Annotated in this window: 11 protein-coding genes and 1 tRNA gene; 8 read left to right on the top strand and 4 right to left on the bottom strand. The window is 72.6% G+C overall.

What is annotated here, in order from left to right; translation table 11 throughout:
• The first annotated feature begins 24 nt into the window (after window positions 1-24).
• The 7 genes from ACIBLC_RS07245 (at window position 25) to ACIBLC_RS07275 (ending at window position 6,586) form a co-directional block, all read left to right on the top strand.
• On the top strand, window positions 25-1,074 hold the full coding sequence (locus tag ACIBLC_RS07245; protein WP_399209745.1) for a phosphatase PAP2 family protein: 1,050 nt from the start codon (window positions 25-27) through the stop codon (window positions 1,072-1,074).
• A complete protein-coding gene (locus ACIBLC_RS07250) occupies window positions 1,025-2,185 on the top strand; it encodes a hypothetical protein (protein ID WP_399209746.1) in 1,161 nt (386 codons plus the stop codon). Before ACIBLC_RS07245 ends, ACIBLC_RS07250 begins: the two co-directional genes overlap by 50 nt.
• Entirely contained in the window at window positions 2,176-3,771 is a 1,596-nt protein-coding gene (locus ACIBLC_RS07255) for a hypothetical protein (RefSeq protein ID WP_399209747.1), read from the top strand. Before ACIBLC_RS07250 ends, ACIBLC_RS07255 begins: the two co-directional genes overlap by 10 nt.
• Window positions 3,768-5,114: an AAA domain-containing protein gene (locus ACIBLC_RS07260; protein ID WP_399209748.1), complete on the top strand. Its 1,347-nt coding sequence runs from the start codon at window positions 3,768-3,770 to the stop codon at window positions 5,112-5,114. The genes ACIBLC_RS07255 and ACIBLC_RS07260 overlap by 4 nt, the downstream gene beginning before the upstream one ends.
• Window positions 5,115-5,307: 193 nt before the next feature.
• Window positions 5,308-5,697, top strand: a complete 390-nt coding sequence (locus ACIBLC_RS07265) for a hypothetical protein (RefSeq protein WP_399209749.1) — start codon at window positions 5,308-5,310, stop codon at window positions 5,695-5,697.
• 144 nt (window positions 5,698-5,841) lie between these two features.
• A complete protein-coding gene (locus tag ACIBLC_RS07270; protein WP_399209750.1) occupies window positions 5,842-6,522 on the top strand; it encodes a bifunctional DNA primase/polymerase in 681 nt (226 codons plus the stop codon).
• A tRNA-Lys gene (locus tag ACIBLC_RS07275) sits at window positions 6,513-6,586 on the top strand. Before ACIBLC_RS07270 ends, ACIBLC_RS07275 begins: the two co-directional genes overlap by 10 nt.
• Window positions 6,587-6,636: 50 nt before the next feature.
• On the opposite strand, the gene ACIBLC_RS07280 is transcribed toward ACIBLC_RS07275, so the two are convergent.
• Window positions 6,637-8,136, bottom strand: coding sequence for a M6 family metalloprotease domain-containing protein (locus ACIBLC_RS07280; protein WP_399209751.1), 1,500 nt, complete (start codon window positions 8,134-8,136; stop codon window positions 6,637-6,639).
• Between the two features lie 323 nt (window positions 8,137-8,459).
• Here ACIBLC_RS07280 and ACIBLC_RS07285 point away from each other — a divergent pair, with 323 nt between their 5' ends.
• The gene (locus tag ACIBLC_RS07285) at window positions 8,460-10,403 is read left to right on the top strand and encodes an EAL domain-containing protein (protein WP_399209752.1); all 1,944 of its coding nucleotides are present in this window, start codon (window positions 8,460-8,462) and stop codon (window positions 10,401-10,403) included.
• 25 nt (window positions 10,404-10,428) lie between these two features.
• On the opposite strand, the gene ACIBLC_RS07290 is transcribed toward ACIBLC_RS07285, so the two are convergent.
• From ACIBLC_RS07290 to ACIBLC_RS07300, 3 genes are all read right to left on the bottom strand, one after another.
• A complete protein-coding gene (locus ACIBLC_RS07290) occupies window positions 10,429-11,520 on the bottom strand; it encodes an LLM class flavin-dependent oxidoreductase (RefSeq protein WP_399209753.1) in 1,092 nt (363 codons plus the stop codon).
• 230 nt (window positions 11,521-11,750) lie between these two features.
• The gene (locus ACIBLC_RS07295) at window positions 11,751-12,482 is read right to left on the bottom strand and encodes a decarboxylase (protein ID WP_399209754.1); all 732 of its coding nucleotides are present in this window, start codon (window positions 12,480-12,482) and stop codon (window positions 11,751-11,753) included.
• Complete coding sequence (locus ACIBLC_RS07300) at window positions 12,479-13,264, bottom strand: aspartate/glutamate racemase family protein (protein ID WP_399209755.1); 786 nt, start codon at window positions 13,262-13,264, stop codon at window positions 12,479-12,481. The genes ACIBLC_RS07295 and ACIBLC_RS07300 overlap by 4 nt, the downstream gene beginning before the upstream one ends.
• Between the last annotated feature and the right edge of the window lie 164 nt (window positions 13,265-13,428).

Here is a 13,428-nt window from a genome sequence, read left to right on the forward strand (position 1 = left end):
AAGCAGATGGGGGAGGGCGATCGGATGCCGCAGACCGATGCACCGCGCGCCGAGGCGGCACCACGCGCCCGGCTTGGCCGGTGGACCGAGCTGCGCGGTTCCAGGGCGTCGCAGGCCCGGCTCCGCTGGTGGACCGAGCTCCCGCTGATCCTGCTGGTGTACGCGTCGTACTCGGCCGGCCGGCTGCTCGCCCGCGGCAGCGAGGCCGGAGCCGTCGACCACGGCCTGGCGATCCTGCGCATCGAGAAGGCCCTGCGTCTGAACGCCGAGCACCCGCTGAACCGCCTCTTCACCCGCGAGGCCTGGCTCGGCGTGCCCGCCGACTTCTGGTACGCGTCGCTGCACTACATGGTCACGCCCGCGATCCTGATCTGGCTCTTCAGGTCCCGGGCCGTGCGCTACCGCGCGGCCCGCACCTGGCTCATGACCTCCACCTTCATCGGCCTGATCGGCTTCACGCTGCTGCCCACCTGTCCGCCCCGGCTGCTCGACGCGAGCCACGGCTTCGTCGACACGATGGCCCAGTACAGCGACTACGGCTGGTGGGCCGGCAACGCGAGTGCGCCGCGCGGCCTTGGCGGCATGACGAACCAGTACGCGGCGATGCCGAGCCTGCACGTGGGCTGGGCGCTGTGGTGCGGAGTGATCCTCTGGAAGTACGGCCGCACACCTGTGACCAGGGCCGCGGCCATCGCGTATCCGCTGATCACCACGATCGTCGTGATGGGCACCGCGAACCACTACTTCCTCGACGCGGTCGCGGGCGCCGCGGTGATGGGCACCGGGCTGCTGCTGACACCCTTCGTGATGCGGGTCTCGGACCGCTGCCGGACCGTGCTGGGCGCGCGTATCGCCCACGTCGTGGCCGCGCGCTCCGGCCGGGTCTCCGGCGCCCGGATCGCACGGGCCTCGGGCACCTCTCGCGGCTCGTGTTCCTCAATTGTCAGTGCGGGGTGCCAGACTCCCACGGGTGAACGATTCCCCCGACAGCGCGAGTCCCGAACCGGTCCGGGAGCCGAGCCGGGTGCCACCCCCACGGACGCGGGGGACGGCGCTGCGGCAGCGGCTCGCTGACCTGCGCGGCCCGGAAGTAGCACCCAAGGCTCTGGACGCGCGTGCCCTCGCGGCACTCGCGGCGAACCCCGGGTGCGATCGGCGGGCCCTCCTGGACGGCGCGGGGGTCGACAAGGCGAAGCTGGCGGAAGGGCTGGGCTCGCCGTCCGCGTTCGGCCAGTCGCAGTTCGCCTTCATGCGGGGCAACGCGTTCGAGGCCCGCGTCAAGGCCGACGGGGGCGCGGAGCTGCTCCGCCTCGTGCACGAGAAGCTGGACCCCGGTGCCGTACCGCCCGCGTCCGGGCGGGTGCCCGACCTCTCGGCGGTCGGTCCCGAGGGGCGTGCCGCCCGTACCGCGCTCGCCCTGCGCGAGGCCACCGCGGCCGGCGCCTGGACCCTGCTCGACCACCCCATGGTCGCCCTCGACGTCGCGGGCTCGCCCGCCTTCCTGGAGCCCGACGCGGTGGTCGTGCACCCCGACGGCGGCTGGACCGTCGTCGAGATCAAGTCCTTCCCCATGCTGGACGGTTCGGCGGACCCGGCGAAGGTGGGCGCGGCCGCCCGCCAGTCCGCGGTCTACGTCCTGGCGCTGGAGGAGGTCGCCGCCCGCCTGGATCCGGTGCCCGAGGTCCGCCACCGGATCCTTCTGGTCTGCCCCAAGGACTTCTCGAACCTCCCGACCGCGTCCGCCGTCGACGTCCGCAAGCAGCGCGCGGTCACCCGCCGCCAGCTCGCCCGCCTCCCCCGGGTCGAGGACATCGCCGCCGCCCTCCCCGAAGGCACCTGTTTCGCCCCCGGCCTCCCGGCCGGCGACCTGACAGCCGCGGTCGAGTCCGTCCCGGCGACGTACGCCCCCGAGTGCCTGGCCGCCTGCGAGCTGGCCTTCCACTGCCGCGACCGCTCCCGCGCGCAGGGCGCGGTGACGTCCCTGGGCCGCTCACTGCGGGCCGAGCTGGGCGGCCTGACGACGGTGGCCGACGTGCTCGCCGCGGCCCACGGCAAGGCCGGGGACCCGACCGACCCGGCGGTCGCGGCCCTGCGCAGAGCCGCGGAACTACGGGCCGAGGCGCTGGAATCCCGGCCACCGGCACCCCAGCCGCCGGAAGCCCAGGGCGGTGTCGAATGTCGCTGATCGCCGCCCTGGCCCGTCTCGAAGCCGTTGACAGGGGCCGGGCGCAGCCCGTCGCCACTGTGCGGCACCGGCATCTCGCCGAGCGGCCTCTCGTGTTCGTGCCGCTGATCACCGCCGGTGAGGCCGGGGCGCCGCTCGGCGCGCTCGTCGGGACCGAGCGGGACGCGCCCCGGCTGCTCGTCGTACCGCAGCCACGCGACCGCGACCTGCGGTTCGCGTTTCTCGCCGAACTCGCGGACGTCGTCCTGCCGTACATCGACTCCTACGCGGACGTCGTCGAGGCCGCCGAGCGCAACGAGACCGATCCGGAGACCGGCAAGCGCGTCAAGGTCGAGGTCGAACTGTGCGCGGACGCGCCGCAGTTGATCGTGCCGAGCCGGTCGGGCGTCGAGTTCGTACGGCTGCTCGGCCGCTCCATGCGGTTTCGGCGCACGGCGGAGCAGGAGCCGGAGGAGCCCTATCCGGCGCCGCCCCGGGTGCCGTTGCTCGGGCGGTGGATGACCCACTTCGGGGAGCGGGCCCGGGTGCCCGGATCCGCGCTGCTGCTCGCCCTCACCGACGTGCTGTCGCGGCACTGGGCCACCGGGCAGAGCAGCCTGGAGGACCAGCACCTGGGAGCGCTGCTCGCCTGGATCGACCCGGCGGACGGCACGCCGGGCGCCGAGGCCGCGCTGCGCGCCGAGTTGCTGCGGGACCCCCGGGGGCAGCTCCTGTGTCCGCCCGCCGGACCCGCCACCGACCCGGCGTTCGACAACAGGCTGCTGGCTCCCGCCATCGAGCGCTACGGCCGCGCGCGCACCGCGCTCGCCGTCGCCGAGGACGGCATCGAGGCGGACGACCGGCTCGGTGACCTCACCGCCGCCGAGATGGAGATCCACACCCTGGTGGAGAGCGTCACCCGGCCCACCTGGGACGCCGTGTGGCACGGCCTCGACCTGCTGCGGGCGCTGCCCGAGGGTGCCCACGCGACCGACCGGTGGACCCGCGACCGCTGGTCGTTCACCGGCCACCGCGACCGGATCACCGCGGGAGAGCCCCCGCAGCCGCGCCGCGACGACGCGGTCACCGCGGCGAACAAACTCGCCACCCGCGAACGCGAACAGGCTCGCCTGGAAGCACAGGAGGCCCTTGACGACCCGCTCGTGATGGCAGGCCGGCGGCTCGGTGGCGAGGCCTTCGCCGGTGAGGTCACCGATGTCGTCATGGCGTACAGCGAGGGCAAGCGGCCCAGCCCGCGCCCGCTGGTCACCGTACGGACGGACGACCGGCCGCAGTTGGGCGAGCGGACGAAGGTGTACCGGTCGTCGGGCGGCAAACCGCAGGCGGCGGAGTTCGTCACCGCGGAGGAGGACGGTGCCCTGGTGGTGCTGCGCGTGGTCGACAGGATGGGGCGCGGCAAGGAGCCCGAGGTGGGGTCGGTGCCGGAGAAGGGGGACCTCGTCTGCTTCACGCTCTTCGAGCACGAGCAGCGGGGCGGGGCGAAGCTGCCCGATCGGGAGGAGACGCCGTGGACGCACGGCGGGCCGCCGACCGAGACCGACGTCGTACCGCAAGCCGACCCGGTGACACCGGAGGACCTCCTGTGACACCCCTGACGAGCACCGGCTTCGATCCGGGCGCCGCCGCCACCCGCGCCACCGACGCGATCCTGCACGACACGCTGCACGGCACGCACCGAGGAGTCGTGGTCGACTCCCCGCCCGGCGCCGGCAAGTCCACCCTCGTCGTCCGGGCCGCGCTCGAACTGGCCTCCGCGGGACGCCCGTTGATGGTCATCGCGCAGACGAACGCGCAGGTCGACGACCTCGTGCTGCGGCTCGCCGAGAAGAACCCGGAGCTGCCGCTCGGGCGGCTGCACAGCAGCGACCCCGACCCGTACGACAAGGCGCTCGACGGCCTGGAGAACGTCCGCAAGTCCGCGAAGGCGGCCGACCTCGCGGGCCTCGACGTCGTCATCTCGACCGCCGCGAAGTGGGCGCACGTCAAGGGCGTCGAGCCATGGCGGCACGCGATCGTCGACGAGGCGTACCAGATGCGTTCGGACGCGCTGCTGGCCGTCGCGGGCCTCTTCGAGCGGGCGCTGTTCGTGGGCGACCCGGGGCAGTTGGACCCGTTCGCGATCGTGGGATCGGAGCAGTGGGCGGGTCTGTCGTACGACCCGTCGGCGTCCGCCGTGACGACCCTGCTCGCCCACAATCCCGAGCTGCCGCAGCACCGTCTGCCGGTGTCGTGGCGGCTGCCCGCGTCCGCGGCGCCGCTGGTCTCGGACGCGTTCTATCCGTACACCCCGTTCCGCAGCGGCACCGACCACGGTGACCGGCGGCTCGACTTCGGTGTCCCGTCGGACGGTTCGGGTCCCGACCGGGTCATCGACGAGGCGGCGGAGGCGGGTTGGGGGCTGTTGGAGCTGCCGGCCCGGCACACACCTCGTACGGACCCGGAGGCGGTACGGGCGGTGGCCCAGGTCGTACGCCGGCTCCTGGACCGGGGTGGCGCGGCCACCTCGGAGCGGTCCCCCGAGCCGGTGGCGCTGACCGCCGACCGGATCGCCGTCGGCACGGCCCACCGGGACCAGGCCGCCGCGGTGCGGGCCGCGCTGGCCGGGCTCGGTGTCGTGGACGTCACCGTCGACACCGCGAACCGGCTCCAGGGGCGGGAGTTCGACGTGACGGTGGTCCTGCATCCGCTCTCGGGGCGGCCCGACGCGACGGCGTTCCATCTGGAGACGGGCCGCCTGTGCGTCCTGGCCTCCCGGCACCGGCACGCGTGCGTCGTCGTGTGCCGGGCGGGGGTGACGGACCTGCTGGACGCGCATCCCTCCACCGAGCCGGTTCAGCTGGGGGTCACCGTCAAGTTTCCCGATGGCTGGGAGGCGAACCATTCGGTGTTGTCCCACCTGGGGGAGCATCGGGTGGTCTGGCGGCCCTAGATCTCCGGATCGGCGATCGACACTGGTGCCGACACCGGTGCCGGGGCCAGGGCCGGGGCCGGTGTGAGCCCGGTTCCCGCTCGGCACGTGCTCGGCTCCCGCCCGCTCCCCCGGGCCCTCTTGCGCGGCCGGGGGACAATAGACGGTGGCCCGCTCGCAAGGCGGGTCCAGAACCGTACGAGGAGGAGAAGACATGGCGGAGCCCACGCCGCGTCGGAACGAACAGCGGCTTCGCCCCGCGCCCCTGCTCTTCGAGCCGGCGGAGGCCGTCGGCGATCCGGAGCACTTCTTCGACCTGGAGTCGATAGACGATCCGCGGGCGCTGCTGGCGCGGGCGACGGAGCTGAGCCAGGCGTTCCGGGCCGCGGCGGACCGGGCCGTCGAGTTCCAGGCGGTCGCCGCCGCGCAGCTCGCCGATCCGCGGCGCTTCGACCGGCTCACCGCGGCCGATGTCGCGGAGCGGGCCGAGTGGACCGAGGACTACGCGAAGAAGATGATCGAGTTCGGCCGCGATCTGCTGCGAGGGGTGGAGGGGAGCGGGCACGCGCGCGGGCTGGGACACGGGGTCGGCGACCACGCCTGAGACCGGTGGGCGTGCGGGGAGGGTGTCCGCCGCATCAGTCATGGCATATGCCAGCGCGGCAAGATACCCCACTCCGCCCCCTCCTGTCCCGGCTTCCGGCAACCCTCGGAGACCGCGCGCTCACCGCCGGTAGATGTTGTCGCCATGAGCTGCACACGGAACCCGGCAAGCACTACCCCCCACGGCCCCGGCGCACCGTTGTCCGACCCGTTCGACGTCTCGGGCGCCACGTCCGAGGGAGTCGCTTGGCTCGCCTCGGCGGAGACGTACCCGCGCAGCGCTCTCGCGCTCTGGGAGGACCGGCCGGGCGCCCCGGTCGTCCTGCCCTGCGGGAGCACCTTCGACGTCGTGAACGCTCCGGCGATCTTCGGGCGGCTGATGCTCGACCGGTTGTGGGACGAGGGACCCGGTTCGGGCCCGGTGGCCGCGTTCCGGGGGCGGATGCTGCTGTTCGCCGCGCCCGGCACGGCACAGCGGCTGCCCTCGCTCCTCGGCTGGGAGGAGTGGGGATCCCACGGGGGCGAGCATCCCGGAAACGGCCGCGGCGGCGGGATTCCGCCCCTGCTCTGTCACGGCACCGGCGACGCGGTCACCGTCCCCGCGCCGAGCGCCGGTCAGGCCCGGGGGCCGGGCCTCGCCACCCGCCCGGAATCCCGTTGGCTGGTCGCCCCCGACACCCGGCAGCCCTGGCTCCCCGGCCCCGAGATTCTGGTCTGGGCGGCCGTCCGGGCGGCCCGTGCCGCGGCCTCCGCGACGGTGCGGATATCGATTTTTCCTCCCCGCGATCAGGATGCTAAGGTCTACGACGTCAGCAGGCGCCGCTAGCTCAGTTGGTTAGAGCAGCTGACTCTTAATCAGCGGGTCCGGGGTTCGAGTCCCTGGCGGCGCACGCTAGCGAGGGCCGGGTGGTTCGCGGAAACGCGCACCACCCGGCCCTCGTCATTTCTTGTGCGGCCCTGTCGTGATCTTGACCGTCCACGCCCCCGAAGCCGTCCGGTCCTCCACCTCGACCCGTACGTTCTCGCCGGGCACCGTGAAGCTCTCCCCGAGTGCCACCGGCGCGTCCGCGAGCGGCGGGTACACCGAGTCCTCCCAGCAGGACTCGGAGCGGGGGTGCGCGTCGAGGACCTCGATCGGGCCGCGGCCCGACTGGGCCCCGCCGCGGACGCGGTAGACGAGGACGCCCTGCGTGCATGTCGTGCCGTCGTTGCCCGCCGAGCCGCGCGCCTCGAAGGCGAGCACGCTGTCGGGCCCCGTACGGACCACCGCCAGCTTGGTACCCCGCCCGGAACCGAAAGCCTGCCTGCCGGAATCACCCGTACCACCGGACCCGCCAGAGCCACCGAAGTCACCGGTAGCTCCGGAGCCGTCCGAGCCACCGGAGCCGGCGGAACCACCAGAACCTCCCGAGCCCCCGACCCTCACCCCGGCCCCGGCCCCGACCCCCGCGCCCGCGCCCGCTCCCGCCGCTCCGACCGTCTCCGGCCCCGCGCTCAACGGCTCCAGCGTCAGCCGCGTACTCCCCCGCCCCTCGACGCACGCGACCTGGCGCGGTTCCAGCCAGCCCAGCTTCCACTTGTGCCAGCCGAACAGGTCCGGGGCGAGGCCGAACTGGCTGCCCATGAGGTCCCAGTCGCCGACGTAGGTGTCCCAGTCGCCCTTGCCGTCGACGGGGCGGTGGTAGAGGTCGGGGAGGTCGAAGACGTGGCCCGTCTCGTGGGCGAGGACGAGCCGGTCCGGCGGGTGCTTCTCGAAGACGGTGACGACCCGGCGGATGTCCTTGCCGTCGGCCCGCAGGGGGGTGTCGAGGTTGACGACCTTCGTCGCGTCCGAGTCGACGCCCGGCGCGTCCGGGTCGGCGACGAGATAGACGATGTCGTAGCGCGAGAAGTCGATCCGCCGGTCCGCCACGGCGAGCGCGTCGCGCAGATAGGCGGCGCGGTGGGCGGCGCTCCAGTCGCGCTGTATGGCGTACGTGGTGGAGGCGTGCGGCATCCGGATCCAGTCACGCTGCGGGTGCGGGCGCAGCGTGAACCTGCCGAAGGAGGCACGCTCGAAGAAGTGACTGGTCGCCGGAAAGTAGTCGGCGGTCAGTTCGGCGGGCGTGGTCTGCGGCTCGGAGTCGGGGAAGGACAGGAAGACCAGCAGCGCGTCCAAGGCACGGGTGGGGCGCGTGTAGGCGGCGTTCCAGGTGTCGACGCCCTCCGAGTGGTGTGCCTCGGTTCGCTTGAGGGCGCACGGGTCCGCGCGGGGTTCGGCGAGCGCGGGACCGGGCAGCAACGAGGTCGCGGCCAGTGCCGACATGGAGGTGAACACTGCCGCGCTGCTGCGCCAACGCGGCGCCCCGTCACGGGTGAAGACCCGCAGGGCCTCACGGGTGAGCTCCTTCAGGGGGAGCGGACGCGGCACATCGACCTCCGGATGCGGATTTCGGGACACCGCACCCAGCCTGGGTCAGTTCGTAATACTTTGCCCTGTTTGTCTACACCGGAAGGGTGATGGGCCATGGGGAGACGACACCCCGAACACTCACGGAACGTCACAGGCGATCGGAGGGGGAAGGATCCCGTCCAGATGCAGGCAGAAACGATCTGTCAGAACGGGTGGTTGTTCCGGGACACTGGACAGTGGCTGCGACTCCCCGGGGCCAGCCTCTATGATCGGCACACTTTCCTGCACGGACCCGGCTTGTGCGGCCACCCATCACCGGCCGACCACCCGAGAGACCCATACGAAGATCGAGTGCACTGCGGGAGTGAGCGGTGAGCGGAACGTCCGAAGGGCCGGCGCCCGCGGCGGATCTCGTCCGGCCGGCTGTCACAGAGCGTCACATCGACCCATCTCCCCGTATGCCGGCCGGGTTGCCTGCCGGCACCTCCGTGTCCCCCGGGTCACCTCCCGGCACTTCCGTCTCACCGGAGTCACCTCCAGGCACTTCAGCCCCCGGCGTGACATCCCCCGACGGAGCGTCACCCCGCGCCCTCCAGGCCGCGTTCACCACCGCGCCCCTCGCGATGGCCGTGGTCGACCGCGACGGTCTGGTCGTCACCGCGAACGAGTCGCTGGGCGCACTGCTCGGCAGCGACTCCGCCGTCCTCGCCGGGCAGATCGCCTCCGACCTGGTGGACCTGACGTCCGACGCCCGCGTCTGGCACGCGTACCGCGAGGTGCTGCGCGGCCGGCAGGCCAAACTGCGCTGCACACGCCGGCTCAAGCACCCCGAGGGCCACTCCCTCTGGGTCCAGGTGACGGTCGCGCCGCTGCCCGCCCAGGAGCGGACGGTGCTGCTCTCCGTCTCCGACATCAGTGCCCGGCACGAACTCCAGGCGCGGCTGCGGCACTTGCAGATGCACGACGCGGTGACCCGGCTGCCCAACCGCACGCTGTTCTTCGAGCGCCTGACGGCCGCGCTGGAGGCGGAGGCGTACGAGGAGGGCGGCACCGGCCGGATCGGGCTCTGCTATCTGGACCTGGACGGGTTCAAGGCGGTCAACGACACTCTCGGACACCGGGTCGGCGACCGGCTCCTCGCGGCCGTCGCGGAACGCCTCACCCGGTGCGCCGAAGAGGCGGGCTACGCGCGGGCGAGCACCCCGCTGGTGGCGAGACTGGGCGGTGACGAGTTCGCGCTGCTGGTCGAGGACTCCACGGGCACCGAGCAGTTGGCCGACCTCGCCGAGTCCGTCCTCACGTCACTTCAGGCGCCCTTCGACCTCTCCAGCCAGCGGGTCTCCGTCTCGGCGTCCATCGGCGTCGTCGAACGCCGGGCCGCCGGGACCTCCGCGACCATGCTGATGCAGGCCGCGGACACGACGCTGTACTGGGCGAAGGCGGACGGCAAGGGCCGCTGGACCCTCTTCGACCCGGAGCGCAACGCCCACCGGATGACCCGCCAGGCCCTCTCCTCCACCCTGCGCGCGGCCGTCGAGCGCGGTGAATTCACCCTGGAGTACCAGCCGTTGGTGGGTATGGAGGACGGCGGCGTACGCGGAGTCGAGGCGCTCGTGCGCTGGAACCACCCCCAGTTCGGAATGCTCACGCCGAATCGGTTCATCGGACTGGCCGAGGAGGACGGCTCGATCGTGCAGCTCGGCCGCTGGGTTCTGGCCACCGCGTGCCACCAGGCCCGCCGCTGGCAGTTGGCCCACCCCGACGCCGTACCGATCTTCGTCAGTGTGAATGTGGCGGTCCGTCAGGTATGGGACTCCGACCTGGTCGCGGACGTGGCGGAGATCCTGGCGGAGACCGGACTCCCGCCGCACCTGCTCCAGTTGGAGCTCACCGAGTCCGCGGTGATGGGCTCGGCTGGCCGTCCCCTCCAGGCTCTGCAGGCCCTCAGCGACATGGGCGTACGCATCGCCATCGACGACTTCGGCACCGGGTACTCCAACCTGGCGTACCTCAGCAGGCTCCCGGTGTCGGTGCTCAAGCTGGACGGCGCCTTCGTGCGGGGCTTCCAGTACGAGAACCGCGACGGCACCGACGTCCACCCCAACCCCGCCGACGAGGTCATCGTCGAGGCGCTCATCCAACTCGCCCACCGGCTGGGCCTGACGGTCACCGCCGAGTGCGTGGAGACCGCCTCGCAGGCCTCCCGCCTGCGCGGCATCGGCTGCGACACCGGGCAGGGGTGGCTGTACTCACGGCCGGTGGCCGCGGACCGCATCTCCATGCTGCTGGAGGCGGCCACCTGCGGGCAGGTCTGAGCGCGCCCGGTCACCGGCGGGGTTTTCAGGCCCGCGGCAACCCGTAGGCGTCCGCGATCAGTTCGTAGGAGCGCAGGCGCAACTCGCCGCTGTGGGCGTGCGACGTGAGCATCAACTCGTCGGCGCCCGTGCGCTTCTGGAGGTCGTCGAGGCCGGAGCGGACCTCGTCCGCGGTGCCGTGGATGACGTTGGAGTTCCAGGAGTCGATGAACTCGCGCTCCATGGGGCTGAATTCGTACGCCTCCGCCTCTTCCGGTGTCGGGACCAGGCCGGGGCGGCCGGTGCGCAGGCGGACCATGTTCAGGGCGGCGGCCAGCACCTGGCGGCGGGCCTCCCGCTCGTCGTCGGTGGCGAGGGCGGAGACACCGATCAGGGCGTACGGGGCGTCCAGGACGGCGCTCGGCCGGAAGAACTGCCGGTAGAGGTCCAGGGCCGGGATCGTGTTCTGCGCCGAGAAGTGGTGCGCGAAGGCGAAGGGGAGGCCGAGGGAGCCGGCCAGGCGGGCGCTGAAGCCGGAGGAGCCGAGGAGCCAGACCGGCGGGCGGTGCGGGGACTGCACTCCGCCGGGGGAGGTCGACTGGATCGGGCCCGGGACGGCGTGGATGCGGGCGTAGCGGTGGCCGGAGGGGAAGTCGTCGTCCAGGAAGCGGGTCAGCTCCGCGAGCTGTTCGGGGAAGTCGTCGGCGCCTTCGTTGAGACGGTCGGTGCGGCGGAGGGCCGCGGCGGTGGCGCCGTCGGTGCCGGGGGCCCGGCCGAGGCCCAGGTCCACTCGGCCCGGGGCCATCGCCTCCAGGGTGCCGAACTGTTCCGCGATGACCAGGGGGGCGTGGTTGGGGAGCATGACGCCGCCCGAGCCGAGGCGGATGCGGGTCGTGTGGGCTGCCAGGTGGGCGAGGATCACCGCGGGGGACGACGAGGCGACGCCCGGCATGGAGTGGTGTTCGGCCACCCAGTAGCGGTGGTAGCCGCGGGATTCCGCGAGGCGGGAGATCTCGACGCTGGTGCGTAGGGCCTCGGTCGCTGTGCGGCCCGCGCCGACTGTGACCAGGTCCAGTACGGAGAGGGGGACCGGGGCGGTGCCCTGTGCCGTGCCGCGGATCTCGTCCGTCTCGTTCACCGGGGGTGCCTCCTGTGTTGGTGCGTCACGCTGTACGCAGCGTGCCAACAGGAGGGTGTCTCCGTTTATTCCCCGGCGGGGGCGGACACGGCTGTTCTCGCCCCCTCCGCCCCTGCCCGTCCCTTGTTCCCGGGGCTCCGCCCCAGACCCCGCTCCTCAAACGCCGGAGGGGCTGTTTTTATCGAAGCGGGGGTCCGGGGGCGGCGGGGGCGGCGGGGGCGGACAAGCCCCTACGCCTGGACCAGCGGCTCCCTGGTGAAGAGTGCCCCCAGTTCTGGGGCGTTCACGCGGCGGTCCGTGAGGCGTAGCGCTTCCCAGACGGTGACCTGGTTGGCGGTGAGGACCGGCTTGCCGAGTTCCTTTTCCAGGGCCGGGATGAAGGACGCGGTGTGGAGGGCCGTGTCGGGGAGGAGGACCGCCTCGGCGTCCGGGTGATCGCCGGCCCGGGCGAGCTCGAGGACCTCGGCCTCACCCCACGTACCGGCCTCCGCGGCGGTGACGACCCCGGAGGCCCGCACCGCGACGACGTCCACCCCGGCGTCCTTGAGGAACGCGGCGAAGAGCGCGCTCACGTCATCCGGGTACGTCGCCGCGATGGCGACCCGCCCGACCCCCAGCTCCCGCACCGCGTGCGCGAAGGCGAAGGACGTGGAGGAGGCCGGCAGCCCCGCCGCCACGGCAAGGGCGCGGACCTGCTCGTGGGCGCCCTCCCAGCCGTACACGAAACTGCCGCTGGTGCAGGCCCACAGCACCGCCTCGGCACCCGAGAGCCGCAGCTCCTCGACGCCCGCCGCGAGCCGCCCCGCGGAGCCCATCTCCAGGAGCGCGTCCACACGGTGGGCGTCCTCACCGATGTCCGTGTGGACCAGGGACAGGCGGATGTCGCTGCCGAGCAGCTGTTCCATGCGCGGGTAGTCGTCCTCGGCCGAGTGGCCCGGGTAGAGGAATCCCAGTGCGGTCATGCCCAACCTTCCTGCTGCGTCCGTTCCGGCAGTACCGGGCCCCGACGAGCCGACTCCGCGAGGAGCGCCTGACAGGGGCCCACCGCACGGGTACCCAGATGCCGCAGGGCTGCCCACATCGTCACTTGGTTGGCCGAGATCACCGGAATGCGCAGTTCGGCCTCGAGCTGGGGGATGACGTCGTACGTCGGAAGATTGGTGCAGCTGATGAAGAGCGCGTCGGCGCCGCCCCGGACGCTGTCGCGGGCCATGTCCACCACCGCGCGGTAGGGGACCTTCCAGATGTGGCTGGTCAGGCCCATGTGGGCGCGCCCGGTGACGGTGATGCCCGCTTCCGCGAGGTACTCCTCCAGGGACCGGGTGACCGAGACCGTGTAGGGGGTGACGAGCGCGATACGGCCGGCGCCCAGCTCCGCGAGCGCTTCGAGCAGGGCGCCCGAGGTCGTGAGGGAGGGGACCTCGCCCGCCCGGGTCATCACCTCGCACATCGCCCGCTCGCCCGCCACTCCCCCGACGAAACTGCCCGAGGTGCAGGCGTACGAGATGATCTCGGGCGCGACCGCGTTCAGGGCGCGTACCGCCTCGCCGAGCGTCTCGTGCTCGGAGACCAGCCTGGCCAGGTCGAGGCTGACCTCGACGGGCACGAACGGGGTGCGGGTGAGGTGCAGGGAGACGTCGTCCGGGACCCAGCGCCACAGCTCCCGGTCGAGGGCGAAGTCGAAGGGGGCGACCACCCCGATGCCGCGTTGCGGACGAGGTCCGCCGAGAAGGGAGGCGTCCATGGCAGGCACCGGCCTCACGAAGGGGAACGGGTGAGCAACGGACCGTATCCGGGTCCGTGTTGACGAAGGTGGGTTCGGGTGCGAGCGTGGGCAATCCGCGCATCTCAGACGGCTACGGACCACACTTCACCTCTTCAGAGAAGCGGACCCGTATTGCGAAACGG

Source organism: Streptomyces sp. NPDC050535 (assembly GCF_044457665.1).
Classification (GTDB): domain Bacteria; phylum Actinomycetota; class Actinomycetes; order Streptomycetales; family Streptomycetaceae; genus Streptomyces.

Bases quoted from the DNA above. Each gene is read 5' to 3' on its own strand.
- ACIBLC_RS07245 (WP_399209745.1), top strand. From the start codon at position 25: ATGCCGCAGACCGATGCACCGCGCGCCGAGGCGGCACCACGCGCCCGG.
- ACIBLC_RS07255 (WP_399209747.1), top strand. From the start codon at position 2,176: ATGTCGCTGATCGCCGCCCTGGCCCGTCTCGAAGCCGTTGACAGGGGC.
- ACIBLC_RS07295 (WP_399209754.1), bottom strand. From the start codon at position 12,482: ATGACCGCACTGGGATTCCTCTACCCGGGCCACTCGGCCGAGGACGAC.
- ACIBLC_RS07270 (WP_399209750.1), top strand. From the start codon at position 5,842: ATGAGCTGCACACGGAACCCGGCAAGCACTACCCCCCACGGCCCCGGC.
- ACIBLC_RS07265 (WP_399209749.1), top strand. From the start codon at position 5,308: ATGGCGGAGCCCACGCCGCGTCGGAACGAACAGCGGCTTCGCCCCGCG.
- ACIBLC_RS07300 (WP_399209755.1), bottom strand. From the start codon at position 13,264: ATGGACGCCTCCCTTCTCGGCGGACCTCGTCCGCAACGCGGCATCGGG.